The following is a 26,001-nucleotide window of genomic DNA, read 5'->3' as shown; positions in this document are numbered from 1 at the left end:
AAGCCTAGCAGCCGAGAATCACGGGTCTAGCGTGAAAGCGCCGCGACATACTGCGATGCAGCATTTCTTACGTCGGCGGGGGTCATGCCGGGGCGAAACACGCCGCCGCCAAGCCCGAAACCCGCGGCACCGGCGTCAATCCATGCCGCCATGCTTTCGGGAGTGATCCCGCCGACCGGGAGCACAGGAACGTCCTTCGGCAGCACGGCCTTCTGCGCCTTGAGGACCGTCGGCGTTGCGGCTTCGGCCGGGAACAGCTTGAGGATGTGCGCCCCGGCGGCGAGCGCGGCGAACGCCTCGCTCGGGGTAAAATAGCCGGGGGCCGATACCAGTCGCGCGGCGACCGTCGCGGCGATGACCGCGGTGTCGGCGTTGGGCGAAACGATCAGCGTCCCCCCGGCGGCGTGGACGCTTTCGACGTGCGCCGCCGACAGGACCGTTCCCGCGCCGACCGTCGCCGCATCGCCGAGATGCTTCGCGAGCCGCTCGATGCTCGTGAACGGATCGGGCGAATTGAGCGGGATCTCGATGATACGGATGCCTGCGGCAACCAGCGCATCGCCGATTGCGACGACCTCGCCCGGCGTGACGCCGCGGATGATTGCGATCAGCGGACATTCGGCGAAATGCGCGCGGAAGGTGTCGAGATGGTTCATGCCAAGGCTCCCGCGATCGCGTTCATTCCAGCGACAAAGGCAGTGTCGCCGTCGCGCTCGATCGTCTCGCGGCCGGCGCGGGCCAGCGCCACGGCGAAGCGGCCGGTCAGATCGGGGCTGCCGAGTACGGGAACGACGTCGGCGCGCAGCCGCCCGAGGCCGATCTTGACGTCGTTGCCGATCAGCAATCCCGAGACGTACGACGCGGCGTTGACCGCCTCCGCCTTGCCGAGAATGACGCGCGCGCGAACCGCGAACAGTTCGGCGGTCAGGTCTGCATTCGCCAGCGCGTGATCGACCCCGGCGAGGAAGGCCTCGTCGACCGGGGCGGGGCAGGCGAGCAGGTCGGACAGGATCGACTTGTGCGCGAGCGCGGCAAACACGTCGCCGGTCATCACCGTGCGGAAGCGCGCGATCCGGCCCTCCTCCATCTCGACCCACTTGGTGTGCGTGCCGGGGTGGCAGACGAGCCCGTCGCATTCGACGCTCGCCGCCGCGCACGCGCCGAGCAGCGCGACTTCCTCGCCGCGCATGATGTCGGCGCGGAGGTCGCCGTCAATGAACGAAACGCCCGGCACGATGCCGACTCCCGGTTCGACCCATGTCACCGCCGCAGCGATTTCAGCGAGCCCGGCGGGGGCAGCGACGTACGGCACCTCATGCCAGCCGCGGTTCGACCCGATCATCCCCGCCATCAGCAACGGGCGGCCCCCGGCGCGGTCGCGGAGTGCGGCGACGGCTACGGGGAAGTCAGTCACGCTGAGGATGCCCTCGGCGTCGGTCACCGGCGCGCTCGCGGCCCCGGCGGCGTCAATCATCCACGCCCGGCGGTTGGTCGTGCCCCAGTCGACCGCAACGAAGCCGTTCGATAAGTCGGTCCCCGCCATCAGTGCGACTCGCGGGTCACGACGCTTCCGCTCGATCCGCGCAGGAAGTCGAGGTCGGCGCCCTGGTCGGCCTGGGTGACGTGGTCGATGTATAACTTGTACCAGCCGCGGTCGTAGGCGGGGGGCGTCGGCACCCATGCGGCCGCGCGGGCCTCCATCTCCTCGTCGCTGATTTCGAGCGTCAGCGACGCATTCGCCGTATCGAGCGCGATCATGTCGCCGTCGCGGACCAACGCGAGCGGCCCGCCGATATGCGCCTCGGGGGCGCAATGGAGGACGACGGTGCCGAACGCGGTGCCGCTCATCCGCGCGTCGGACACGCGGACCATGTCGCGGACCCCGGCCTCGAGCAGCTTGCGTGGCAGCGGCATGTTGCCGACCTCGGGCATCCCCGGATAGCCGCGCGGGCCGCAGCCCTGGAGGACCATCACGCACGACGCGTCGATATCGAGATCGGGGTCGTCGACGCGCGCGTGGAAATCCTCGATCGAATGGAACACGACCGCGCGACCGCGATGCTGGAGAAGCTCGGGCGACGCCGCGCCGGGCTTGATCACCGCACCGCGCGGGGCGAGGTTGCCCTTGAGGATGACCAGCCCGCCTTCGGCCATCAGCGGCTTGTCGAGCGGGCGGATGACCTCGGGATTATCGTTGCGCGCCGTCCCCGCGATATCTCGCAGGCTCAGCCCCGACACGCCGACATGATCGAGATGGAGCGCCTCGCCGAGTTCGGCGACCACTGCGGGCACGCCGCCGGCATAATGGAAATCCTCCATCAGGAAGCGCCCCGACGGCATCAGGTCGACGAGCAGCGGCACCGATGCGCCGAGGTGCTGCCAGTCGGCGAGGTCGAACTTGACCCCGGCGCGCCCGGCGAGCGCGAGCAAATGGAGGACCGCGTTGGTCGAGCCACCGATCGCCGCGCACATCTTGACCCCGTTCTCGAACGCCTCGCGCGTCAGCACATCGGCCATCGTCGCGCCCGAGCGGACGAGCTCGACGATGCGGTTGCCGGTACGGTGCGCCATCGCCTTGCGTCGCGCGTCGACCCCGGGGATCGTCCCGTTGAACGGCAGCGACAGCCCCATCGCCTCGAAGATGCACGCGAGCGTCGACGCGGTGCCCATCGTCATGCACGTGCCGGGTGAGCGCGACATGCCGGCCTCGGCGGCCATGAAGTCGGCGTTCGACATCGTCCCCGCGCGGACCTCCTCGCTGAAGCGCCAGACGTCGGTGCCGCTGCCGATGTCGGTGCCGCGGAACTTGCCGTTGAGCATCGGCCCCGAGCTGACGAGCATCGCCGGCAGTCCGACGGACGCCGCGCCCATCAGCATCGCGGGCGAATTCTTGTCACACCCGCCGAGCAGGACGACGCCGTCCATCGCATAACCGCGGATCGATTCCTCGACGTCCATGCTCATCAGGTTGCGGAACAGCATCGCGGTCGGGCGAATCTGCGTCTCGCCGAGCGACATCGCGGGGAATTCGAGCGGGACGCCGCCCGCCTCCCAGACCCCGCGCTTGACCCCCTCGGCGATGTCGCGGAGGTGGCTGTGGCATGGGTTGAACTCGCTGAAGGTCTGGCAGATGCCGATGATCGGCTTGCCGTCGAAGACATGGTCGGGGAAGCCCTGCGCCTTCATCCAACTCCGGTGGATGAAGCCGTCGCGGTCGCGCTTGCCGTAGGTTGCGGCGGAGCGGAGGGGCTTGGGATCGGTCATGCGGTTTCCAACGTTCATGGCCACGGTCGGCCCAGGCGATAGCGTATCTAGTCTCTCGGCGCTAAGGAGCAACGATGGAAACAGCACTCGACGGTCCCGGCTGGCGCTGCGTGTGGCCGGCGCACTGCGACCTCGGCGAGGGGCCGATCTGGGACGCGGCGCGCGGATTGCTGTGGTTCGTCGACATCGAGCGATCGACGATCCACCGCTTCGACCCGGCAACCGGCGAGCGCCGCGACTGGACCGCTCCGTGCCGGGTCGGGTCGATCGGCCTGCGCGCAAGCGGCGGTTTCGTCGCCGGGACCAAGCTCGGCTTCGCTTTCCTCGACCCCGACACCGGCGCATTCGAGGTGATCGACCATCCCGAACCCGATTTTCCGACGAACCGCTTCAACGACGGCAAGATCGACCCGTACGGCAATTTCTGGGCGGGAACGATGGACGACCTCAAGCGCGACCGGTCGGGCGTGCTCTACCGCCTTGGCGCCGACCGTCGCTGGACGAGCATCGACACTGGCTACCGCATCTCGAACGGCCCGGCGTTCAGCCCCGACGGCAAAATCCTGTATCACACCGACACGCTCGACCGGACGACCTATGCCTTCGACCTCGCCGCCGACGGCGAGGTGTCGAACCGGCGGGTGTTCAAGGTCTGGCGCGACGTGTCGGGCAACCCCGACGGAATGACGACCGACGCCGAAGGGCATCTGTGGGTGGCATTCTGGGGCGGGTGGTGCGTCCGCCGCGTGTCCCCAGAGGGCGAGATCGTCGCCGAGCATAAATTGCCCGTGTCGAACATCACCTGCATGGCGTTCGGCGGCGCGCGCTTCGACCGGCTGTTCGTCACCAGCGCGGCGCAGGAGCTCGACGCCGATGCCGCCGCCGCGCAGCCGCTCGCCGGGGGGCTGTTCGAAATACTCGGCCACGGCGTCACCGGGATGCCGGGCGGGATCTACCGTGGCTGATGCAGCGGCAATGATCGCCGCGCTCGGACTTGCGCCGCACCCCGAGGGCGGGTGGTACCGCGAGACGTGGCGCGCCGACACCGAGCCGGGCGAGCGCGCGGCAGGGACGTCGATCGTCTTCCTCCTCGAAGCCGGGCGATCGAGCCACTGGCACCGCGTCGATGCGAGCGAGATCTGGCTGTTCCACGCCGGGACGCCGCTCACGCTGCGGACCTTCGACCGGACCGAAACAGTGATCCGCCTCGGCCCCGACCCGACGGCAGGCGACGCCCCGCATCACGTCGTCGCGGCGGGACTATGGCAGGCAGCGACGGCGGGCGACGGCTGGGCGCTTGTCGGCTGCGTCGTCGTCCCCGGCTTCGATTTTGCCGGATTCGAGATGGCCCCGCCCGGGTGGGAGCCGCGTTAGACGCTGCGTGTTGCCGCTGCCCCTCACCACCGCGCCGATGGAGGCGAAGCTCGTCGCGGCGCTGCCCGACGGCGACGGCTGGCAGTACGAACCGAAGTGGGACGGCTTCCGCTGCGTCGCCTTTCGCGATGGCGGCGATGTCGCGCTGATGTCGAAGTCGGGCAAGCCGCTCCAGCGCTTCTTCCCCGAGATCGAAGCGCTGGTCGCGCGTCTCGCCGCCGATCGCTTCGTCCTTGACGGTGAAGTGATCGTCACGATCGACGGCGCGTTGGCGTTCGATGCGCTGCAGGCACGGCTCCATCCCGCCGCGAGCCGGATCGCCAAGCTGTCGCGCGAAACCCCGGCGCAGTTCATCGTCTTCGACTGCCTCGCTGCGGGCGGTCAGGACCTCACGGCCGAGCCGCTGAGCAGCCGCCGCGAGGCGCTCGAAACGCTGATGGCGGGCGAGGACGATCCGATGCTGCAACTGTCCCCGATGACCCGCGACGCCACCGCCGCGTCGGCGTGGCTCGCGACGAGCGGCGGCGCACTCGACGGCATCGTCGCCAAGCGCCGCGACGATCCCTATGGCAGCGGCGAGCGCGCGATGCTCAAGCTCAAGCCCAGTCGCACCGCCGACTGCGTAGTGGGCGGCTTCCGCTACGCGAGTGGCAGCAAACAGGTCGGGTCGCTCCTCCTCGGGCTGTACGACGCCGCCGGCCAACTCGATCACGTCGGCTTTACCTCAGGGATCAAGGACGTCGACCGCGTGGCGCTGACCGAACGGCTCGAAGTCCTCGTCGAGGCCCCGGGTTTCACCGGCAAGGCCCCCGGCGGTCCGAGCCGATGGAACACCGAACGCTCGGCCGAATGGCAGCCGCTGCGCCCCGAACTCGTCGTCGAGGTGACGTACGACCAGGTCACCTCGGGCCGCTTCCGCCACGGTACCGGCTTCGTCCGCTGGCGCCCCGACAAGGCCCCGCACCAGTGCGACATTGCGCAACTCGCGCCGCCATTGCGTCCGGCCGAAGTCGCCGCCATCGTCGCCCGCGCATGACCGATCTCTTGACCCTCACCAGCGGCGACACGCTGCTGACGCTCGCGCCCGAGGCGGGGGGCGGCATCGCCGCGTTCCACTGGCGCGGGCGGCCGGTGCTGCGCGATGCGTTGCCGGGGGCGGTCGACAAGCGCGATCCGCTCAGCCTGAGCGCCTTTCCGCTGGTGCCGTACAGCAATCGCATCGACCGTGGCCGCTTCGACTGGGACGGGCGGCGCGTCCAGCTCCCTCTCAACTTTCCGCCGTCGCCGCACAGTATCCACGGCCTCGGCTGGCATAAACCGTGGGCGCCGAGCGGGGTGACCCAGTCGACTGCGCGATTGACCTATGTCCACGTCGCCGACGAATGGCCGTGGGATTTCGTCGCGACGCAGGATTTCGTCATCCAGCCGAACGGCATCGACTGGGTAATTGCAGTGACCAACCACGGTGCGACGCCGATGCCCGCCGGGCTCGGCCTCCACCCTTATTTCCCCAATCCGCCGGGAACGCGGCTGATCACGCGGACCGAGGGCTGGTGGGAGACCGACGCGTTCGTCATGCCAACCGCCTTCGTCGCCGACCCGTCGACCGAGCTGACCGACCGGCTCCATCCCGCCGACCACGATACCGACAATGTCTTTGCGGGTTTTGGCGGCGACGCCACGATCGAATGGCCCGACGGCGTCTCGCTCGACATCGTCGCAGGGCCGGCGGCGCGGTGGATGGTCGTCTTCGCCCCGGTCGGCGACACGATTACGGCGATCGAGGCGGTGACCCACCCGACCGATGCGCTCAACATCCCGGGGCATCCGGGGATCGCAACGCTTGCTCCGGGCGAGACTTTTGCACTCGGCACGAGCTACCGCCTGCGCGGATAGCCAGTCCGCAAAAGATCGGCTAGCCTCTCAATGACTTGGGTGGAGGCGCGGCAATGACCGAGCATTTCGACGTTCTGATCGTGGGTGCGGGCCTGTCGGGCATCGGTGCGGCGTACCATCTGCAGACGCTGTGTCCGGGCAAGACCTATGCGATCCTCGAGGGACGCGGCGCGATCGGCGGGACGTGGGACCTGTTCCGCTACCCCGGCATTCGCTCCGATTCGGACATGTACACGCTCGGCTATTCCTTCCGCCCGTGGCGCGAAGCGAAGGCGATCGCCGACGGGCCGTCGATCCTGAACTACGTCCGCGACACCGCCGCCGACCACGGCATCGACCGCCGCATCCGCTTCGGCCACCACGTCGACAGCGCCGCATGGTCGAGCGCCAACGCTTTGTGGACCGTAACCGCGACCCGCGATGGCGTGCCCGTCGAATTGACCTGCAACTTCCTCTTCATGTGCAGCGGCTATTACGATTACGCGCAGGGCTACGCCCCCGAGTTCGCCGGCAGCGCCGACTTCGCCGGGCAGATCGTCCACCCGCAGCACTGGCCCGCCGACCTCGATTATGCCGGCAAGCGCGTCGTCGTCATCGGCAGCGGCGCGACGGCGGTAACCCTCGTGCCCGCGATGGCGCGGAAGGCGGCGCATGTGACGATGCTCCAGCGTTCGCCGTCGTACGTCGTCGCGCGCCCGGCGGTCGACGGCATTGCCGACCGGCTGCGGCGCAACCTCCCCGCCAAGCTCGCTTATGCGCTCGTCCGCTGGAAGAATGTCCTGCTCGGCATGATGTTCTTCAACCAGTCGCGGAAAAATCCGGGGAAGGTGAAGGGGCTGATCCTCGACGGCGTTCGCGCCCAGCTCGGCTCCGACTACGACGTCGCAAAGCACTTCACCCCGGCGTACAATCCGTGGGACCAGCGGCTGTGCCTCGTCCCCGACGCCGACCTGTTCGACGCGATCAAGGGCGGCAGCGCATCGGTCGTCACCGATCACATCGACCATTTCACCCGCGACGGCATCGTCCTCAAGTCGGGGGCCGAGTTGCCCGCCGATGTCATCGTCACCGCAACGGGGCTCAATCTGTCGCTGCTCGGCAAGATGGCAGTGTCAGTCGACAGTGCGCCGGTCGATTTCGCGAAATCGTTCAATTACAAGGGGATGATGTATTCCGACGTCCCCAATCTCGCGAGCGCATTCGGCTACACCAACGCCTCGTGGACGCTCAAGGCCGACCTGACGAGCGAGTACGTCTGCCGTCTGCTCAAGCACATGGACCGCACCGGCACGCGCATCGCCACGCCCCGCCGCGACGCGGGGGCGAGCGGCGAGACGCCGTTCCTCGACTTCTCGTCGGGCTATGTCACGCGGTCGATGGACAAGTTCCCCAAGCAGGGGACTGCAGTGCCGTGGAAAGTCCACCAGAACTACGTCCGCGACCTGCTCGCGCTGCGCTACGGCAAGGTTGCCGACGGGACGATGGAGTTCACCGCCCCAGCGAAGCTACGCGAGGCCGCCTAGCTGTTCGTTTCGAGCTGCGTCAGGTTGGCGTGCTTGGCGCGGCGCACCGCGGCGGCGTCCTCGCGGCGGCGTTGCGCCCACGGATCGTTATACTCGCTCGGCTTGACCAGCGGCACGACCATGCACACGCTCTGCGTCGGCAGGACGAGCGCCCAGTCCTTGATCAGTTGCTTGTACGCCGCGCCGACGGGGCGAATCTTGCGGTCGAGGTCATAGAGCCCGAGCGGGTTGACCCTGCCATTGTCCTCGCGGAGCGCGGTGTCCCAGTCGACCTGGTCGGTCAGCGAATACCAGGTGAAGCCGACCATCGGGATACCGTCGTTGCGCACCTTGAGGACGCTCGCCCACTGCTTCCACAGCCAGTCGACCGACGCTTGCCCGTCGCCGTAGTCGGCGAGGTTGGTCTCGGTGTGCATCGTCGGCAGGCGGTAGCGCTGGAAATACTGCCACGTGATCCCATCGTAGCCGAACACCTCGCCCGACGCTCGGCTGCTGCCGTCGGCGGCGACGCGATGCTCGTTCGTCAAGTAATAGTCGTTGCCCATGATGCAGTGCTGCTTGAGCCGGACGTTCATGAACCAGTCGTACTCGTCGCGGCTCATCCCGTTATCGAGGAGATACTGGTACATTTCCGATCCCGTCCGCCGCCCGAAGTTGAGGTCGAGGCTGAGGAAGCGCAGCGAGTTGAGCACCTCGGCGGGGCCGATCGCGGCGGGGTTGTCGGCGTGGTAATATTCCGAGCTCTCCGACTGGATGAAGATCGCGTCGGGGCGTGCGTCGAGGATCGCCTGCATCGCCAGCACGTTGCCGCGAACGATGTGCTTCAGCGCGGTGACGAAACCGAGGTCGCTCGACAGCGCCTCGTTCCACCAGCCGTATTTCGCCGAGAACAGCGCGCAGATGAACATCTCGTTGACCGGCGTGTAGAGCTGGACCCACGGGAAGCGCGCGGCAAAGTCGCCAGCGTATCGCGCGAACAGTACCGGGAAATCGGGGTTCTGGAAGTTGCCGAGCCAGTCGGGCACGCCGAAATGGCAAAGGTCGACGATCGGCGTGATGTCGCGCCGCAGCAGGTCGCCGAACACCGTGTCGGTGAAGCTCCAGTCGTACTTGCCGTCGCCGAGCCATGTCGTGTGGATCGGCGGCCCGTAGCGCAGATAACCGATACCGAGGTCCTCGACCGCGTCGAAATCGGCCTGCCAGTGATCGTAGTGACGGCACTTCGCCATCTCGTCGACCCGCTTGCCACCGACCATCGGGTAGGAATTCTCGATGCCGGTGGCAAACATGAACATCGTCATCGGGTCGTGGTCCTTCGCTCAGGAGGCGAGACTGATAGATCGTTCCTAGTCAGCGAATCGGCTGCCGCGCACAAGTCCGATCACAGGATAGAGCCGGGACGGCCGCTATCCCTTGCCCATTAGCGCGAGAACTTCTTTCCGCGACCGGTCGTCGTCGCGGAAGACGCCCATCATCCGGCTGGTGGTCATCGTCACCCCCGTCGTCATCACACCGCGCGCGCTCATGCAGCTGTGTGTCGCCTCGATGACGACGGCGACGCCGATCGGATCGAGTTGCTTCTGAATGCAGTCAGCGACCTCGGCAGTGAGACGCTCCTGGACCTGGAGCCGCCGCGCATAGCCGTGGAGGACGCGCGCCAGCTTCGAGATGCCGACGACGCGGTTGCGCGGCAGATAGGCGATGTGCGCTTTGCCGATGATCGGGGCCATGTGGTGTTCGCAGTGCGACTGGAACGGGATATCGCGGAGGAGGACGATGTCGTCATACCCGCCGACCTCGCCGAAGGTGCGGGCAAGGTGGACACCGGGATCCTCGAGATAGCCGCGGAAATATTCGCGATACGCGCGCGCCACCCGGCCCGGCGTGTCGAGCAGCCCTTCGCGATCGGGGTCATCCCCTGCCCAGCGGATCAAGTCGCGGATCGCCGCCTCGACGCGTTCCTGCGGGATCGGCGCAACGCTGGCGAGTTCGGGCGAAAGGTCGGTATCGTCGTCGTGCTGCATGGGAGCCCCGGATTTATACCGCTCCGAAATGGCGTCGCGGGCCGCCCGCCGCAACCCATGCGTCACCTCTGCTGGCTGCAAAGTAGCGATGACGGCCTGCGTCCGCCTATCGGCGATTATCGTAGTCAGCACGCCAAAAACATCGTCCTAAATGTGGCGTCTGCATCAGCATTGAGCACTATAGTTAATCAAATGACCAAAGTCGTTTGGCAAGCGGAACATTATTTGTGTCTAGGCGTCCAGCTTGACAATGCGACTTGCCCCGGTATTTCCTTCGGCTTCGGGGGTTATTACACGGGTCTGGTGATTATTCTGCAAGTGACGGCTTGATCTCGATGCGCATCCAGCCGACTGCTTTTGTCGCCGAAGGCGCGAAGCTCGCCGGACTGGCAGCGCGTCTCGGCACCCTGCTGGCAAATCGCGGCCGGCATCGCGCGGTCCGCGAGGCGGTCGGACGGCCAATCTTCGCGGCGATCCGCGCGCGGCAGCCTCAGCTCGCGCGAAAATATCTGAACCCTTTTCATCTGGCGATCGGACTGACGAGCGACGAGCGCGCCGCGCTGATGATCCATCACTATGATTTCATCGCGACGAAAGTCCCGGCTGCCACTTTTTCGGCAATCGTCGACGGGGGGAAGCGACTTTGGTGCCACGACAGCGACGCCGGGCATCACCGCGTCGACGTGGTGTTCTCACATCCGACCGATAACGAGGGCGAGTTGACGCTTAAGTACACGCTCGACGATGCGATCCTTTCGATCTGCTCGTTCAGTTTCGCGCCGGGGTCGCTGGCGGGGTCGCCCGCCGAGACGATAATCGCGGTGACGCGCATCCAAGGCATGCCGGCGGATCTCAACCGTTTGCGGGCGGCAATCCGGTCGCTCGGCAACCTGTCACCGGCGATCGTCTTCATCGCTGTCCTGGCCGGGATTGCCAATTGCTATGGCATCCCTGCGCTCGCCGGGATTGCAGGGAGCGCCCAACCCGCTCGCGATACTGGCGACGAACAAGCCTTTGCAAACGTGTACGACGCTTTTTTCGAGAGTATCGGCGGCGTGCGGGCAACGCCCGCCTTCTACCGGATCGCTCTCCCCAGGCCCGAAAAGCCGTTGAGCGAGGTCAAGCGCACCAAGCGCGCCCGGACCGTGGGGCAACGCGAACTCCGCGCATGCATCAGGCGCTCGGCCTGCATGGCGTTCAGCAGCTAAAAGACGCGCATCAGCACTTCGTTGTAGATCGCCGTCAGCGCGGCGATGTCGGCGACCGGCACTGCCTCGTCGACCTTGTGCATCGACGCGCCGACAAGCCCGAACTCGACGACCGGGCACAGACGGCGGATGAAGCGTGCGTCCGAAGTGCCACCGCTCGTCGAGAGCACAGCCGCTTTTCCGCTGACCGATTCGATCGCTCCGGCGACGAGGGCCGACAGCGCGCCGGGCTCGGTCAGGAACGCTTCACCCGAGATCCGCACGACGACATCCGCCGACGGTGCTTCCTCGGCGACGAGCGCCCGCAGCCATGCTTCGAGGTCGGCCCCGCGGTGGAGATCGTTGAAGCGGATGTTGAACCGCGCGCTCGCCTGTGCCGGGATGACATTCGCCGCCGGGTTTCCGACGGTGAGGTCGGTGACCTCGAGGTTCGACGCGTCGAACCAGTCGCTTCCGGAATCGAGCACGCGCTCCTTGGCGCGCGTAAGGATGCGGACGAGGCGCGTCACCGGATTGTCGGCCTTGGCCGGATAGGCGACGTGGCCCTGCGCGCCGTCGACGGTTATCCACGCGTTTAGCGACCCGCGTCGACCGATCTTGACCATGTCGCCGAGCACCGCCGCGCTGGTCGGCTCACCGACGAGGCATAGGTCGGGGACATGGCCGTTCGCCTCGATCCAGTCGAGCAGCGGCGCGGTGCCGAAGGTCGCGGGGCCTTCCTCGTCGCCGGTGATGATCAGGCTCAGCGTGCCGTCGAAGCCGCGCGCGACCGTGGTCGCGGCGGCAGCGACGAACGCGGCGATTCCGCCTTTCATGTCGGCAGCCCCGCGCCCAACAAGCCAGCCATTATCGACTGTTGAAGCGAATGGATCGCCCGTCCAGCCGTTGCCGGGCGGAACGACGTCGGTATGTCCGGCAAAGGCGAAGTGCGGAGCGCCGCTGCCGATCGTCGCGAATAAGTTGGCAATCGGCCCGTCGGGCGCTTCGCCGAAGGTCAGCCGGTGGATGGTGAAGCCGATCCCCTCGAGCGCGGCGGCGAGGACATCCTGCGCGCCCGCATCGGCCGGAGTGACGCTCGGACAGGCGATCAGGCGGCGGGCGAGGTCGAGGGCATCGATCATCCGTTCCGCCTAACCGCTGTCCGCCCCCTTCTCAAGCGACGACGGTTGCGACTAGATGAGCCATGCCCAAACTCGACCTCGCCGCTCTCCCGGAAGTCAGCCGCACCGGTTACCTCCCGCCGTACGACCAACTCGTCGCCGGGCGCCGCAACCGGGCAATCGGCGGCGACCTGACCGATTTCGGGGCGAACATTGTCACCCTCGCGCCCGGCGCAATGTCGTCGATGCGCCACTGGCATTCGGACGAGGACGAACTCGTCGTCATGCTGTCGGGCGAGGCGGTCCTGATCGACGACGCCGGCGAGTCCGTGATGCGTCCCGGAGACGTTGCCAGCTTTGCCAAGGGCGTCGCCGACGGCCATCACCTCGTCAATCGCAGCGCCGCCGATGCGGTCTTCCTCGCAGTCGGCACCGACCGGCCCGCGACCGACCGATGCACCTACCCCGACGTCGACATGTTCTGGAGCGAGGCGACGGGTTACGTCCCCGCCTCGGCGCTCGGCGGCGGTTAGTCTCGCGAAGGCCCGGCCTCAGGCGGGAACGCCGCCGTCGACGCCGCCGTGCTGCTCGAAATAGTCGCGGTTGAACGGATAGGTCTCGGCCTTCGCGGCGTCGGTCCATTCGATCATCCACGGATGCGCGAGTATGTCGGCGACATAGGCCGTGCTCGTCTCGCTCAAGGCGATCCCGTAAGTCTTGAAGCGGGTGACGACGGGGGCGAACATGATGTCGGCGGCGCTGAGCGTGCCGAACAGGAACGGCCCTTCATGCGCATCGTCGATCGAGTGGAAACGGGTCCGCGCCTCGGTCCACAGCGCGTCGATCCGCGCGATGTCGGCGGCGACCTCGGGCGTCGGCGCATAGCCGGGATAGTCGCGCTTGAGGTTCATCGAACACCCCGCGCGCAATGCCGCGTACCCGCTATGCATTTCGGCGCACATCGACCGCGCAAACGCGCGCGCGGCGGGGTCATGCGGCCAGAAATGCCCGCGGCTGATCCGCGCTGTCCGGAGGTGATCGGCTAGCCAGTCGATGATCGCAAGGCTGTCCCACACCGCGATGTCGCCGTCCCACAAGGTCGGCACCTTGCCCGAGGGCATCAGCGTCTTCGCCGACCCGTCGACCCATTCGGGCGTGTCCATCGGGATCAGCACCGTCTCGAACGGCAGCGCCGACTGCTTGAGCGCGAGCCACCCGCGCAGCGACCACGACGAATAAGCGCGATTGCCGATGATCAGCTTGAGCATATCGTTTCCCGCCCCTTGTTAAGCCGCGATCGCCAGATGACGCTCGACTCGATCGCTTCGAACCGCCCTAAGTCAGCGCCGCCACCACCGCCGCGCGGAGTTCGGGGATACCCTCCCCCTTCTCCGCGCTTGTCGTCAACACATGGGGGAACGCCGCGGGATGCGTCCGCGCGATATCGGCAACCGCCTTCGCGGTGCCGACCAACGCGGTCGGCTTGATCTTGTCGCCCTTGGTCAGGACGACCTGGTAGCTGACCGCCGCCTTGTCGAGCAGCCCCATGATCTCGGCGTCGACCGGTTTGATGCCGTGGCGCGCGTCGATCAGGAGGAGGACGCGCTTCAGCGCCGCGCGGCCGCGCAGATAGTCGAACACGAGCGCCTTCCAGTTGCGGACGACGTCCTTCGGCGCTTCGGCATAGCCGTAGCCGGGCATGTCGATCAGGCGGAAGTGGAGCGGGTCGCCGACATCGAAGACGTTCAACTCCTGCGTCCGCCCCGGCGTGTTCGACGTCCGCGCGATCCCGGCGCGCCCGGTCAGCGCATTAAGCAGCGACGACTTGCCGACGTTCGATCGCCCGGCGAAGGCGATTTCGGGTACCTTCGGCTCGGGGAGGAATTCGAGCTTGGGGGCCGACAGCAGGAACTCGATCGGCCCGGCAAAAACGCGCCGCGCGGTCTCGATCCGGTACGCGGCGGCCTTCGGGTCTTCGGGGGGATCCTCGGGACCAGTGGGGGGAGCGTCGATCACTTGATGACGGCGGGCGTCGCGGGCATCGGATGCCGCCGCATCATCACCCATTGCTGGAGCATCGTCAGGCAGTTGTTCGTCACCCAGTACACCACGAGCCCGGCGGCGTACGGGGCCATGATGAACATGAACACCCACGGCATCAGCGCGAAAATCTGCTTCTGCGCCGGATCGACCGGGGGCGGATTGAGCTTCTGCTGGAAGTACATCGTCACGCCGAGGATGATCGGCAGCAGCCCGATGCCGATCATCGCGGGCGGCGTGAACGGCAGCAGCCCGAACAGGTTGACCGGGGTCAGCGGGTCGGCGACGCTCAGATCCTTGATCCACAGCACGAACGGCTGGTGGCGCATTTCGGTCGACACCAGCAGCGTCTTGTACAGCGCGTAGAAAATCGGGATCTGCAGCACGACCGGCAGGCAGCCCGCGACCGGGTTGACCTTTTCCTTCTTGTACAGCGCCATCATCTCGGTCTGGAGCTTGGGCTTGTCTTCCTTGTAGCGCTCCTGAAGCTCCTTGAGCTTCGGCTGGACGACCCGCATCCGCGCCATCGAACTGAACTGCTTCGCGGCGATCGGGAACATGATCAGCCGGATGATGCACGTCAGGCCGATGATCGCGACGCCGAAGTTGCCGGTCAGCTTGAACAGGAAGTCGAGCAGCTGGAAGATCGGCTGGGCGATGAACCAGAACCAGCCCCACGAGACGATGCGGTCGAACAGCGGGATGCCGAGCGCGGTCTTGTAGCGGCCGATGACGTCGACCTCCTTTGCGCCCGCGAACAGATGCGCGGTGGAGGTGATCGTGGCGCCCGGCGCAACGACGACGGCGGGGCTGAGGTAATCAGTTTGGAAGCGGTTGTCGGGAGCCTTGGCAAAGCGTGCGACGACGGCGGTCTTCTGGTCGGGGATCAATGCCGCCGCCCAGTATTTGTCGGTGATGCCGAGCCATCCGCCGGTCGTCGGGAAGCTCTGCGGCCCGTCGTCGGTAAGTTTTTTATACGCGACCTCGCTGTCCTTGAGCCGGTCGCCGACGACGCCGATCGGGCCGACGTGGAGGTTGCCCGCGTCCTTCTCGAGCCCCTCGCCGGCGTGGCTGACAAGGCCCCATGCGCGGACGGTGACGGGCGCGGTGCCGGCGTTGCGGACGCGCTGCGTCGCGGTGAACAGATAGTCGTTATCGACCGCGACGACGATCTCGTACGCGGTGCCGCCCGGCGCGGTGTACGACAGCGTCACCGGGGTCGACGGGGTCAGCTTTGCCGCGCTCGCGGTCCACAGCGCGTCGGCGGGGGGAGCGTCGGTCCCGCTCCAGCCGAACTGGCTGAAATACGCCTGCGCCGAGCCGCTCGGCGCGAGCAGGCGGACGTCGGGCGAGGTCTTGGCGATCGTCTCGGTATAGCCCTTGAGGACGAGGTCGTCGAAACGCGCGCCCTTGAGGTTGATCGATCCCGAAAGGCGCGGCGTGTCGATCGCGACGCGCGGCGTCTCGCGCAGCACTGCGCCGCGATCGCGCAGCTGCCCGGCACCGCCGACTGCGGGGACGACTGTGCCATCGGCGGCGACTGCGACCGGGTTCGCCGGTTGCGACGCGATCACCGGCTTTGCCACAGGGGCCTTGGGGATGTACCGGTCCGACAGGAAATTCCAGCCGAGCAGCACGATCGCCGACAGGACGATGGCGAGGAGAAAGTTGCGATTATCGGTCACGCGGAGGCTTTCTTCTGGGCGGGCGTCGGGCGGGGCGTCATTGCGTCGGGGCGATATGTGGGGTCGCCGCAGCGTCCGGAACAGGGTCATAGCCCGACCCGCCCCATGGGTGACAGCGGCAAATGCGTTTCGTGCCGAGCCAGACGCCCTTGACCGGGCCGTGGCGCTCGATTGCCTGGATCGCATAGGTCGAGCACGTCGGGGTAAATCGGCATGACGGCGGCATCAGCGGTGACAGCACGAGCTTGTACGCTCGGATCGGCGCAATCAGGACGTTGCTCAGCCAGCGCATCGCGCGAGCGCCTTGACAAGATCGGCGGCGAGCTTGTCGAAGCCGCGGGTCAGCCCTTCGCTTCGTCCAATCAGGATGTGATCGGCGTGAGCGACGCCGTTTGCGGGGAGCACCTGCCGGACAAGCGCGCGCATCCGCCGCTTGAGCCGGTTGCGGATCACCGCGTTACCGATCTTCTTGGTCACGGTGTAGCCCGCGCGCATCGGCGCATCGTCATCGCGGCGACGGACGAGCAGGACGAAACCGGGAGTCGGCGCGCGACGGCCCGAATTGGCGGCAAGGAAGTCCTTACGCGCCGAAACCGTCGGAATATGCGTCTGTGCGACCGGGGCCGCAGAAACGGCTAGGCGCTCAGCTTGGTCCGGCCCTTGGCGCGGCGGTTCGCCAGCACCTTGCGGCCGCCCGGGGTCGCCATGCGTGCGCGGAAGCCGTGACGGCGCGCTCGCACCAGTCGGCTCGGTTGAAAGGTCCGCTTCATCGCTCATTCCTCGGGCGTCGCGTTGCGGCCACGAAACTCGGGGCCGAAATCAAGGTGGTGCGCTTAGCGGCACGAGCGCCAAGAGTCAATTCGGCGACAGTTGCAGCGCCGCCGGTTGCGTCGCGCCGGGGGGCAGCGCGGTCGTGCCGGGCTTGGCCACGCACCCCTTCGGCGGCAGGAAGTCGATCTCCACGACGCGCTTGGTCTCAGGCTGCAGCCAATGGTTCGCGAGCGACGACCACTGGCCGCACGGCAGGCGGATTTCGAGCGCGTTCGCCCCGGTCCAGCGGTATTCGACGTTTCGGAAGTCTTCGCTTTGCAGAAGGACCGCGGTTCCGGTCAGCGGATCGCCACCCTCCGCGACGACGACGATGCCGCTGGTGTGCGGCTTGCCCATGCCACGCTCCTCCCAGACGAGCGCGGCGACCAGTGCGCCGTCGGGATTCGGTTTCGTCTCGACGACATCGGTGAACCCGTGCTTGTCGAGGAGGCCACTGCACCCGGCGACGAGCAGCGCAACGGCAACAAGCAAACTTCGGGCGGCAATCATCTCTTGAGGTTTAGCGCCACAAATCGCGAACGTCACGGTGCCCGCGCCGCTGCAGGCTGAAATCGGCGACGCGCCCAGCGCGCGGATGACGGCGATGCCAGCGGACATAGCGGCGTCGCGCCCAGCTCGAATTGCGCAACACCAGCGCGAGCCCGGCACCGGCGACGATGATCGCGATCGGGAACGGCTGCGGGATCAAAGCAAGCGGCGGGGCGACCGCGATCAGCACCAGTCCGGCCCCGAGTTGCGCGACGCGCGCCGGCTCGTTGCGGATCAGGCTGGTGACGAAGCTTTGGTGGATCATTTGAAGCAATTCTATAGCGGCAGGCTGTGGCGCAATTTGGACAAGCGCCGATGCATCCGCTGTGAACAGCGTCACACCCGGAACGATCCCAGCGATTTGCCCACGCGCGCACCTTGCCGCTACAGGGGGAGCGGGGCGTGACGGGAGCGTAACGAAATGGTGGCACATGTCGGGACGGTCGCGTTCCTCGGGCTCGAGGCGCGCTCGGTCGACGTGCAGGTCCAGGTCAGCGGCGGGCGTCCCGACTTCATCATCGTCGGGCTGCCCGACAAGGCGGTCAAGGAAAGCCGCGAGCGCGTCCAGGCGACGCTCGACGCGATCGGTCTCGCGCTCCCGCCGAAGCGCGTCGTCGTCAACCTGTCGCCCGCCGATTTGCCGAAGGAGGGGTCGCATTACGACCTGCCGGTTGCGCTCGGGCTGCTCGCGGCGATGGGGCTGCTCGATAGCGAGATGCTCAGCGGGTTCCTCGTCGTCGGCGAACTCGGGTTGGACGGGCGGATCGCGCCAGTGCCGGGGGTGCTGCTCGCGGCGCTCCACGCGGCGGCGCACGACCTCGGGCTGATCTGCCCGGCGGCACAGGGCGGCGAGGCGGCGTGGGCGGGCGAGGTCGACGTCATCGCCGCGCCCGACCTGCTGACGCTGATCAACCACCTCAAGGGCACGCAGTTGCTGTCGCCGCCGATCCGCAGCGTCGCCGAGATCGTCCGCTCGGGCCCCGACATGGGCGAGATCAAGGGGCAGGAGACCGCCAAGCGCGCGCTAGAAATCGCCGCCGCCGGGGGGCATAATTTGCTGATGTCGGGGCCGCCGGGGTCGGGCAAGTCGCTCCTCGCCGCCGCACTGCCGGGCATCCTCCCCGACCTGACGCCGTCGGAGGCACTCGAAGTGTCGATGGTCGCGTCGATGGCGGGCGAACTCGAAGGCGGCAAATTGCTTCGTGCCCGCCCTTACCGCTCGCCGCACCACAGCGCGTCGATGCCGGCGCTGGTCGGCGGCGGCGCGCGGGCGCGACCGGGCGAGGTCAGCCTCGCGCATCTCGGCGTGCTGTTCCTCGACGAGCTGCCCGAGTTCCAGCGCGCGGTACTCGATTCGCTCCGCCAGCCGCTCGAAACCGGGACGGTCACCGTCAGCCGTGCGGCGGCGCACCTGACCTACCCGGCGCGGGTCCAGTTGATCGCGGCGATGAACCCGTGCCGCTGCGGGCATCTGGCGGACGCCGCGCTCGCGTGTTCGCGCGCACCGAAATGCGCCGCCGATTACCAGAGCCGGATTTCGGGGCCGTTTTTCGACCGCATCGACCTCCACGTCGACGTCGCCGCGGTCAGCGCCGCCGACCTGACGCTGCCCCCGCCGACCGACGACAGCCTTACCGTCCGCGCGCGAGTTGCGGCGGCGCGCGAGATCCAGAACGCGCGCTACGCCGGGACGACGACGCGAACCAACGCCGAGGCCGACGGCAAACTGCTCGAAGCGGTCGCGACCCCGGACGACGCCGGGCAGAAGCTGCTCGTCCAGGCGACGCAGGCGCTGCGCCTCTCGGCGCGTGGTTATCACCGGGTCCTGCGCGTCGCGCGGACGCTCGCCGACCTGGCGGGAGCGGAGAAAGTCACGCGCATTCACATTGCCGAGGCGTTGAGCTATCGCCGCCATGCGCCGGTCAATTGAGCGAATCGCCCTGATCGTCGCGCAACCGACGCTCCTGCCGCGAGGAATTTTGCCCCGCGCTCTGGATCCGCTGCACGCCGCTAACCGCTACGCGGGAAGGAGCACCGGCCCGTCTTCGGTCGCGCCGAGCTCCCCCTCCCACTTCGCCACCACCGCTGCCGCGACGGCATTGCCGATGACGTTGGTCGCGCTGCGGCCCATGTCGAGGAAGTGGTCGACTGCGAGGATCAGCAGCAGTCCGGCCTCGGGGATGTTGAAAAACGGCAGCGTCGCCGCAATCACGACCAGCGACGCGCGCGGGACGCCGGCGATGCCCTTCGACGTCACCATCAGCAGCAGCAGCATGCTCGCCTGCGCCGCAAGGCTGAGGTGGATGCCGTACGCCTGGGCGATGAACAGCGAGGCGAAGGCGCAGTACATCATCGACCCGTCGAGGTTGAACGAATAACCGAGCGGCAGGACGAACGACGCGATCCGATTGGGCACGCCAAAGCGTTCGAGCGCCTCGAGCAGCTTGGGGTAGCTCGCCTCCGATGAGGCGGTGGCGAAGGTGATTAGGAACGGCTCGCGGATCGCGCGCATCAGCCCGCCCGTCCGCGCCCGCCCGATCACCGCCGCCCCCGCGCCAAGCAGCAGCACCCACAGGATCGCCAGCGCGAGGTAGAAGCCACCCATGAATTTGCCGAAGGTGATGACGATCGCAAGACCCTCGGTCGCGATCGACCCGGCGACCGCGGCGAACACCGCGAACGGCGCGGCGTACATGACGTAGCCCGTCACCTTGAGCATCAGCGTCGCCACCGCGTCGAGTGCGCGGACGATCGGCGCGCCCGCCGGTCCGATCGCGATCAGCCCGCACCCGGCGAACACCGAGAAGACGACGATCTGGAGCACCTCGTTCTTCGCCATCGCGTCGAAGATCGAGCTTGGCACGAGGTGGGTGACGAAGTCCTTGAGATTGAACGCGGTCTTGGCAAGCCCGGTCGCTGCGTCGGCAGCGGGGAGCGCGAGGCCGACCCCTACCCCGGGCTGGAGCAGGTTGACGATCACCGCGCCGAGCGTCAGCGACACGAGGCTCGCGACGACGAACCAGCCGAGGGTCCGCCCGAACATCCGCCCGAGCGACGCGCCGCCATCCTTCGCCCCCATGTGGGCGATGCCGACCGTCAGCGTCGACAGCACCAGCGGCGCGATGATCATCTTGATCAGGCGGAGGAAGACGTCGGTCAGGATCGACAGGTTGGCGGCAATCGCCTTGGCTTGCGGCGCGGCATAGGCCGAATGGACCCACCACCCGGTGACCAGCCCGAGGACGAGCGCAACCAGGATGAAGCTGGTGAGGCGCGTGCTTTTCATGACGGTTCCCGCATGACGCCGTGGTGCGGGAGCAGCGGCGGCGGGTCAAGCGGGGCGGGCGGATGCCTCGTCGCTTAGGGGATCAGGCGGTCCGCACGCAGGCTTTCGAATAACGCAAAGAACGCATCGTCGGTCGGCTCGTACCCCGTGAAACCGAGGCGGCGGCTCTTCGACATGTCGGTCACCACCTCGATCGGGCGGCCGAGATCGGCGTCGGTGTGCCACGGCGACGCGAGGCGCGCGAGGTCGGGCTCGGCGAGCCCGTGCCGCGCAGCGATTTCGCGCCAGAGACCCGCGTCGTCGGCCATCTGTTCCGCCAGCGGATGTTCGGCACCGGTGAACGGGGCGGCCTCGAGCCCGAACCAGTCGGCGATCCGGCTCCACATCCATTGCCAGCGGAAGACATCGCCGTTGACGACGTTGAACGCCTGATCGTGCGCCGCCTCGGTCTCGGTCGCCCACAGCAGATGGCGGGCAAGTTGGCGCGCGTCGGTCATGTCGGTCAGCCCGGCCCATTGCGCGGTCGACCCCGGGAAATAGAACGGGCGCCCAGTCTCCCGACACAAAGCCGCGTAGACCGCGAGCGTCGTCCCCATGTTCATCGCGTTGCCGACCGCCTTGCCGATGACGGTGTGCGGGCGGTGGACGCTCCAAGTGAAGCCATCACGCTCAGCGGCGGCGAAGACCTCATCCTCCTGCGCGTAATAGAAATTCTCGACGTCGAGCCGCCCCTGCTCCTCGCGGAACGGGGTCTGCGGCAGCGCGCCCTTACCGTATGCCTCGAACGGCCCGAGATAATGTTTGAGCCCCGTCACCAGCGCGACATGGCGCGGCGCAGTCGCTTTCGGCAGTCCGTCGAGCAGGTTGCGGACCATCATGCCGTTGACGCGGATATTCTCCGACTCGCTGTCCTGCCGCAGCCATGTCGTGATGAATACCGCGTCCGGGTTTACCCCGGAAAGTGCCGATCGCGTCGCATCGGCGTCCTGCAGGTCGGCAGCGACCGGATGCACCCCCGGCTGGCCCGTCGGGCGTCGCGCCAGACCGTGCACCGTCCAGTCGTGCTCGATCAGCAGCGTCGCGGTCGCGCTGCCGACGATACCGCTCGCCCCGACGACCAACGCCGTTCCCGCCAATGCCCGTCTCCCGTGGTTCGCACGTGCAACACCACAGCGATCGATATAGTTTCACCCGGCGCCGGCGACGATCGGCCGGCTAAGCGTCTTCGAAGTCCGGAATTCGCCCGCGGCGCAGCAGGTTGACCGGCAGCAGACAGTCGGGGAGCGGCTTCGGCTGCGGGCCGATGACCGGGGGGCGGCGGTCGTCGTCGCCGCCGCGCGGGCCTTTTCGCATCGTGACGATCTCGTAGACCGCAAGCGCGAGCGGCGCGCCGAAGCTGAGGGCGCTGCTGAGGATCGCGATGGTCGTCGGCGTCATCATCGTCTCCTTCAGGCTGCCATCAATCCGGTCAGCGTGTCGTGGAAGCGCTTGATCCCCTGCTCCATCCCCCCGAGCAAGACATGGTCGACCGCGCCCGATTCGAGCCCCTGCTGCCCGAGCGTGGCGGCGCGAAAATCCTCCCCCGCGAAGACGCCGCCGTCGAGCAAATTCCACGACTTGTCCCAATGCGCCTCGGCCTTCGGCGTCACCGGTGCCTCGGGGATCAGCATGAAATCCTCGACCAAGGTCGTGTTCACGCTCTGCGGCATCAGCGTCATGATGTTGATATAATCGGGCGACGCGACGATCACCGTCCCCGGCACTAGCTGGTAGGCGAAGGTCACCGTCCGCCGCAGCGCGCCCCAGTCGCTCCAGTCGACGCCGTCGAGCTTCTCCGCCCGACCGACCGCCGACCGGGCGTGGGGGCCGATCGTGTCGCCGGTGGTGACGCCGTCCTGGAAATACGGGCCGATTGTCCCCGCGTGGAGCCGGGTGACGTGATAACTCTCGAGAAACGCGTCCATAATCAGCTTCCAGTTCGACGCGACCGTATGGGTCCGGCGGCAATACAGATACTGGTCGGCGAACCCCAGCGCGTCGAAATCGGCACCGAGCGGTCCGCTCGCAAGGCTGAAATCATAGTCGTGGTCACGGTCGAGCCCGACCCAGATCAGGCCGCCCGCTTCGACGCTCGGCATCTCGACCAGCCCGCGCGACGCCTTGTCGAGCCCGGCGAAACTCTCGGGCCGCGGCAGCCCGGTCAGCCGCCCGTCGAGCGCGTAAGTCCAGGCGTGATAAGGACAAACCAGCCGCGGCGCGGTCGTCGGTTCATCGGCCTCGACGAGCCGCGTCCCCCGGTGGCGGCAGACGTTGAGGAACACCCGGAGCTTGCCCTTGCCGTCGCGGGCGAGGAGCAGCGGGACGCCGAAGCCGTCATGGGTCACGCTCATATTGCGCCCTGGCAGCAACGCCGACGGCGCGACGACGACGGGCAGGCGGCGGAGCGCGTTTTGCTCGGCGACGAAGTGTTCGGGGTCGGTATAGACCGCCGCTGGAACCCGGCTGGTGGTCCCGCTCACCATGGCCCCTGTGGCGCGCGGAATCGCCTCGGCGAGCGCGAGCTGCCCAGCGGTCGGGGTGCGGAAGGGAACGTGCAGGTCCACGCGCACATGGTACCGCACACGCCCGCACCGTGAAAGCACGAAGCCGCTGCGCTGGCGTCACATGCCGCGCGAGCAACTACGTCGTCGCGCTGACGCTCCACGTCGCGCTGTCGATCTCGTCGTGCCCGACAAGGTGGCCGACGATCGCATCGAGGTCCGCCGGTATCGCCGTCGTCGGCACGAGGATCGCCGCGAGTTCGACGACATCATCATTGTCGGACAGCAATTCGACCTCGCGCACGGGGTAATGGAAGCGTTCGAGTTCGGCATCGAGCAGGTCGCGCGCCGCGGCGACCGCTTCGGGATCGCAGGTGACATGGACCCGGTAAAGCGCCTCCGTACTGGTATCGATCGGCTGGCGGTTGACGAGGTCGACCAACGGCCGGAGCAGCGTGTTGCCGGCCAGCACGAACGCCGTCACCAGCGCCGCCTCGACCAACAGCCCCGCGCCTGCCGTCGCGCCGACGGCGGCTGAGGCCCAGAGCGTCGCGGCGGTGTTGAGCCCGCGGACCTGCGCGCCGTCCTTCATGATCACGCCGGCGCCGAGAAAGCCGATCCCGGACACGACATAGGCAATGATCCGAACCTGACCTTCGCCGCCGAGCAGACGCCCGCCGAGCAGGGTGAAGGCCGCGGCGCCGAGCGAGACGAGCACCATCGTGCGCAGACCTGCGCTGCGCTGGCGGATCTGGCGCTCGAGACCGATAATCAGACCCAGCACGAACGCGGCACCAAGGCACAGCGCCATCACCCCGAAGGCGTCGGCATAGAAGGTCAGCAGGCGGTTCACTTTGCCCTCATACCGTGACGCCCCACGAAGGCGAGCCCCAGGAAGGCTAGCATCGTCGCCCAACCATCGCCGTCACTGCGGCACAGGCCTGGCCAACGATCCCGCGCACCGCGAAGTTCGGCGCTTGCACCACCATGGGCCCCGGCCTGCGCCGGGGTGACGGGGAAGAGCGTGAGCGGCGAAGCATCTTAGGCGGGCGGAAAACACGCCAACCCCGCCGTCACCCCGGCGCAGGCCGGGGCCCAACTCGCCGCGCAACGCGAACTTCGGTGCTTGCACCACCATGAGTCCCGGCCTGCGCCGGGGTGACGGGGGAGTGTGACCGTAATTAGCGCTGTCCTACACGCGAGCCGAGCGGGTAACATCGCTCGATGAACACCGCGCCCTTCCGCTCCCAGCCGAAAACACCGACCCGGTTCACCGGGGGTGCGTTTCTTTTCGACGTGGCGTCAACTTCGTCAACTTCCGATCGCGTGAACGAGTCGGAGAGCGCGCTTTGACCTCCGCGACCGGCTGGCGCGCGACCATTCCCGCCGGCATCCGCCCGTATACCGAACGCGCGCCGGTCGGGGCGTTGCTGCTCGGGATTTCGTCGGGATTCCCGTTTGCAATGATCGCGGCTACGCTGACGACACGGCTGGCCGAGGCGGGGATCGACAAGAAGGCGGTGACCGCGTTTACCCTCGCGTTCCTGCTGTACAACATCAAGTTCCTCTGGGCTCCCTTGATCGACCGCTTCCGCATCCCCGGGCTGGCGCGGGCGATCGGCCAGCGGCGGGCGTGGCTGGTGGTGATCGGCATTGGCGTCATGGCGTCGGTGTGCTGGCTCGGCCTCGCCGACCCCGCCGCCGGGCTCGCCCCAGTCGTCGCGGCGACGCTGACGGTCGCGTTTTTCGGCGCGAGCTACGACATCGTCATCGACGCCTTCCGCATCGAGACGCTGACCCCCGAACAATTGGGCGTCGGGTCGGGCATGTCGCAATACGGCTGGCAGCTCGGGGCGAAGGCGGCGGGCGGCTTCGCGCTCGTCATCGCCGCGCGACAGGGCTGGTCGACCGCCTATGTCGCGATGTCGCTGTTCGCGCTCCCCGCGATCGCGGCGGGATGGCTGCTCGGCGAGCCGGTCCAGCGGCGGGTCGCCGATACCGCGCGCGGCGCGAGTGCGGTCATCGATGCGGTGATCGCGCCGCTCGCCGACTTCTTCAAACGCGACGGCGCACTGCTCGTCCTGCTCTTCGTGCTGGTCCACAAGCTCGGCGACACGCTGGCGAACCTCAGCTTCCGGCTGCTGTTCCACGACCTCGGCTTCACCAAGGACGAGGTCGCTTTCTACGATGTCGGGCTCGGGCTGGTCGCGACGCTCGTCGGAATCTTCGTTGGCGGGATCGTTTACACCCAGCTTGGGCTGCGCCGTGCGGTCCTCGTCAGCCTCATCCTGATGATGGTGTCGAACCTCAGCTTCGCCGCATTGGCGGTCGCCGGACATACCAACATCGGCATGGCGGCGTCGATCGGCTTCGAGAATTTCAGCAGCGGGGTCGGGGGCGTCGCGGTCGTCGCCTATCTGTCGGCGCTGTGCGACCTGCGCTTCACCGCGACACAGTTCGCACTTCTGTCGGCGGCGGCGTCGGTCCTTGGGCGGCTCGTCGCGGGGTTGAGCACCGGGGCGTTGATCACCGCGATCGGCTATCCGTCGTTCTACCTGCTGACCACCGTCGCCGCGCTGCCGGGGATCCTGATCTACCTCTACATGCTTCGGCGCGGGCTGATCGACGAAGCACCGCGCGTTTCCCCGCTCCGCGATGCGACAACCCCGAACGGCACCGCTGGCCCGACCCCGCCCGTATAA

Annotated in this window: 28 protein-coding genes; 9 read left to right on the top strand and 19 right to left on the bottom strand. The window is 67.5% G+C overall.

What is annotated here, in order from left to right; translation table 11 throughout:
• Positions 1-26: 26 nt before the first annotated feature.
• From KTC28_RS06945 to KTC28_RS06935, 3 genes are read right to left on the bottom strand one after another with little or no spacing between them, the layout of a single operon-like run.
• Complete coding sequence (locus KTC28_RS06945; protein ID WP_216708237.1) at positions 27-656, bottom strand: 2-dehydro-3-deoxy-6-phosphogalactonate aldolase; 630 nt, start codon at positions 654-656, stop codon at positions 27-29.
• Positions 653-1,543: a 2-dehydro-3-deoxygalactonokinase gene (locus KTC28_RS06940; RefSeq protein ID WP_216708236.1), complete on the bottom strand. Its 891-nt coding sequence runs from the start codon at positions 1,541-1,543 to the stop codon at positions 653-655. Before KTC28_RS06940 ends, KTC28_RS06945 begins: the two co-directional genes overlap by 4 nt.
• A complete protein-coding gene (locus tag KTC28_RS06935; protein WP_216708235.1) occupies positions 1,543-3,264 on the bottom strand; it encodes an IlvD/Edd family dehydratase in 1,722 nt (573 codons plus the stop codon). Before KTC28_RS06935 ends, KTC28_RS06940 begins: the two co-directional genes overlap by 1 nt.
• Positions 3,265-3,338: 74 nt before the next feature.
• Between KTC28_RS06935 and KTC28_RS06930 the strand changes: the two genes are divergently transcribed.
• The 5 genes from KTC28_RS06930 to KTC28_RS06910 are packed head-to-tail and all read left to right on the top strand — an operon-like array spanning position 3,339 to position 8,057.
• On the top strand, positions 3,339-4,229 hold the full coding sequence (locus tag KTC28_RS06930) for an SMP-30/gluconolactonase/LRE family protein (protein WP_216708234.1): 891 nt from the start codon (positions 3,339-3,341) through the stop codon (positions 4,227-4,229).
• A 10-nt stretch (positions 4,230-4,239) separates the two neighbouring features.
• Positions 4,240-4,638: a cupin domain-containing protein gene (locus tag KTC28_RS06925; protein WP_255602426.1), complete on the top strand. Its 399-nt coding sequence runs from the start codon at positions 4,240-4,242 to the stop codon at positions 4,636-4,638.
• Between the two features lie 10 nt (positions 4,639-4,648).
• Entirely contained in the window at positions 4,649-5,674 is a 1,026-nt protein-coding gene (locus tag KTC28_RS06920; protein WP_255602341.1) for an ATP-dependent DNA ligase, read from the top strand.
• The gene (locus KTC28_RS06915; protein WP_216708232.1) at positions 5,671-6,534 is read left to right on the top strand and encodes an aldose 1-epimerase; all 864 of its coding nucleotides are present in this window, start codon (positions 5,671-5,673) and stop codon (positions 6,532-6,534) included. Before KTC28_RS06920 ends, KTC28_RS06915 begins: the two co-directional genes overlap by 4 nt.
• 53 nt (positions 6,535-6,587) lie before the next feature.
• Positions 6,588-8,057 (top strand): flavin-containing monooxygenase, encoded by a 1,470-nt coding sequence (locus tag KTC28_RS06910; protein WP_216708231.1) that lies wholly within the window; start codon positions 6,588-6,590, stop codon positions 8,055-8,057.
• Here KTC28_RS06910 and KTC28_RS06905 read toward each other — a convergent pair.
• Positions 8,054-9,358 (bottom strand): glycoside hydrolase family 1 protein, encoded by a 1,305-nt coding sequence (locus KTC28_RS06905; protein WP_216708230.1) that lies wholly within the window; start codon positions 9,356-9,358, stop codon positions 8,054-8,056. The genes KTC28_RS06910 and KTC28_RS06905 overlap by 4 nt on opposite strands.
• Before the next feature lie 105 nt (positions 9,359-9,463).
• Entirely contained in the window at positions 9,464-10,081 is a 618-nt protein-coding gene (folE, locus tag KTC28_RS06900; protein WP_216708229.1) for a GTP cyclohydrolase I FolE, read from the bottom strand.
• 335 nt (positions 10,082-10,416) lie between these two features.
• On the opposite strand from folE, the gene KTC28_RS06895 reads away from it, so the two are divergent.
• Positions 10,417-11,289: a DUF535 family protein gene (locus tag KTC28_RS06895; RefSeq protein WP_216708228.1), complete on the top strand. Its 873-nt coding sequence runs from the start codon at positions 10,417-10,419 to the stop codon at positions 11,287-11,289.
• Here the strand turns inward: KTC28_RS06895 and dapE are convergent.
• Complete coding sequence (gene dapE / locus KTC28_RS06890; protein WP_216708227.1) at positions 11,286-12,410, bottom strand: succinyl-diaminopimelate desuccinylase; 1,125 nt, start codon at positions 12,408-12,410, stop codon at positions 11,286-11,288. The genes KTC28_RS06895 and dapE overlap by 4 nt on opposite strands.
• A 62-nt stretch (positions 12,411-12,472) precedes the next feature.
• Between dapE and KTC28_RS06885 the strand changes: the two genes are divergently transcribed.
• On the top strand, positions 12,473-12,922 hold the full coding sequence (locus tag KTC28_RS06885) for a cupin domain-containing protein (RefSeq protein ID WP_216708226.1): 450 nt from the start codon (positions 12,473-12,475) through the stop codon (positions 12,920-12,922).
• A gap of 18 nt (positions 12,923-12,940) precedes the next feature.
• Here KTC28_RS06885 and KTC28_RS06880 read toward each other — a convergent pair whose 3' ends face one another.
• From KTC28_RS06880 to KTC28_RS06845, 8 genes are all read right to left on the bottom strand, one after another.
• Positions 12,941-13,657 carry a glutathione S-transferase family protein gene (locus KTC28_RS06880; RefSeq protein ID WP_216708225.1) on the bottom strand — a complete coding sequence of 239 codons (717 nt, stop codon included), beginning with the start codon at positions 13,655-13,657 and terminating at the stop codon, positions 12,941-12,943.
• Between the two features lie 67 nt (positions 13,658-13,724).
• Positions 13,725-14,339, bottom strand: coding sequence for a ribosome biogenesis GTP-binding protein YihA/YsxC (gene yihA / locus KTC28_RS06875; protein ID WP_255602425.1), 615 nt, complete (start codon positions 14,337-14,339; stop codon positions 13,725-13,727).
• Between the two features lie 62 nt (positions 14,340-14,401).
• Positions 14,402-16,114, bottom strand: a complete 1,713-nt coding sequence (yidC, locus tag KTC28_RS06870) for a membrane protein insertase YidC (RefSeq protein ID WP_216708223.1) — start codon at positions 16,112-16,114, stop codon at positions 14,402-14,404.
• A gap of 37 nt (positions 16,115-16,151) precedes the next feature.
• Positions 16,152-16,340 carry a membrane protein insertion efficiency factor YidD gene (gene yidD / locus KTC28_RS06865; protein ID WP_439650123.1) on the bottom strand — a complete coding sequence of 63 codons (189 nt, stop codon included), beginning with the start codon at positions 16,338-16,340 and terminating at the stop codon, positions 16,152-16,154.
• A gap of 53 nt (positions 16,341-16,393) precedes the next feature.
• Positions 16,394-16,642, bottom strand: coding sequence for a ribonuclease P protein component (rnpA, locus tag KTC28_RS06860; protein WP_255602424.1), 249 nt, complete (start codon positions 16,640-16,642; stop codon positions 16,394-16,396).
• Positions 16,643-16,749: 107 nt separating this feature from the next.
• Positions 16,750-16,884: a 50S ribosomal protein L34 gene (rpmH, locus tag KTC28_RS06855; protein ID WP_216708834.1), complete on the bottom strand. Its 135-nt coding sequence runs from the start codon at positions 16,882-16,884 to the stop codon at positions 16,750-16,752.
• 85 nt (positions 16,885-16,969) lie between these two features.
• Positions 16,970-17,434 carry a hypothetical protein gene (locus tag KTC28_RS06850; protein WP_216708221.1) on the bottom strand — a complete coding sequence of 155 codons (465 nt, stop codon included), beginning with the start codon at positions 17,432-17,434 and terminating at the stop codon, positions 16,970-16,972.
• Positions 17,435-17,444: 10 nt separating this feature from the next.
• The gene (locus tag KTC28_RS06845) at positions 17,445-17,738 is read right to left on the bottom strand and encodes a hypothetical protein (protein WP_216708220.1); all 294 of its coding nucleotides are present in this window, start codon (positions 17,736-17,738) and stop codon (positions 17,445-17,447) included.
• Positions 17,739-17,894: 156 nt separating this feature from the next.
• Between KTC28_RS06845 and KTC28_RS06840 the strand changes: the two genes are divergently transcribed.
• On the top strand, positions 17,895-19,403 hold the full coding sequence (locus KTC28_RS06840; RefSeq protein ID WP_216708219.1) for a YifB family Mg chelatase-like AAA ATPase: 1,509 nt from the start codon (positions 17,895-17,897) through the stop codon (positions 19,401-19,403).
• A gap of 87 nt (positions 19,404-19,490) precedes the next feature.
• Here the strand turns inward: KTC28_RS06840 and KTC28_RS06835 are convergent, their stop codons facing one another.
• The 5 genes from KTC28_RS06835 to KTC28_RS06815 all read right to left on the bottom strand — a co-directional run bounded on the left by KTC28_RS06835 (position 19,491) and on the right by KTC28_RS06815 (position 24,152).
• On the bottom strand, positions 19,491-20,759 hold the full coding sequence (locus KTC28_RS06835) for a dicarboxylate/amino acid:cation symporter (protein ID WP_216708218.1): 1,269 nt from the start codon (positions 20,757-20,759) through the stop codon (positions 19,491-19,493).
• 74 nt (positions 20,760-20,833) lie between these two features.
• A complete protein-coding gene (locus KTC28_RS06830) occupies positions 20,834-21,895 on the bottom strand; it encodes an SDR family oxidoreductase (protein ID WP_216708217.1) in 1,062 nt (353 codons plus the stop codon).
• 79 nt (positions 21,896-21,974) lie between these two features.
• Positions 21,975-22,196 carry a hypothetical protein gene (locus KTC28_RS06825; RefSeq protein WP_216708216.1) on the bottom strand — a complete coding sequence of 74 codons (222 nt, stop codon included), beginning with the start codon at positions 22,194-22,196 and terminating at the stop codon, positions 21,975-21,977.
• Between the two features lie 11 nt (positions 22,197-22,207).
• Positions 22,208-23,368, bottom strand: a complete 1,161-nt coding sequence (locus tag KTC28_RS06820; protein WP_255602339.1) for an aromatic ring-hydroxylating oxygenase subunit alpha — start codon at positions 23,366-23,368, stop codon at positions 22,208-22,210.
• 70 nt (positions 23,369-23,438) lie between these two features.
• Complete coding sequence (locus tag KTC28_RS06815; RefSeq protein WP_369426579.1) at positions 23,439-24,152, bottom strand: MgtC/SapB family protein; 714 nt, start codon at positions 24,150-24,152, stop codon at positions 23,439-23,441.
• A gap of 496 nt (positions 24,153-24,648) precedes the next feature.
• Here KTC28_RS06815 and KTC28_RS06810 point away from each other — a divergent pair, with 496 nt between their 5' ends.
• The gene (locus tag KTC28_RS06810) at positions 24,649-26,001 is read left to right on the top strand and encodes an AmpG family muropeptide MFS transporter (protein WP_216708215.1); all 1,353 of its coding nucleotides are present in this window, start codon (positions 24,649-24,651) and stop codon (positions 25,999-26,001) included.

The organism is Polymorphobacter megasporae, from assembly GCF_018982885.2.
Lineage (GTDB): Bacteria > Pseudomonadota > Alphaproteobacteria > Sphingomonadales > Sphingomonadaceae > Polymorphobacter_B > Polymorphobacter_B megasporae.
The sequence above is the reverse complement of the archived record's forward strand: the minus strand, read 5'-3'. Positions and strand labels throughout refer to the sequence as shown.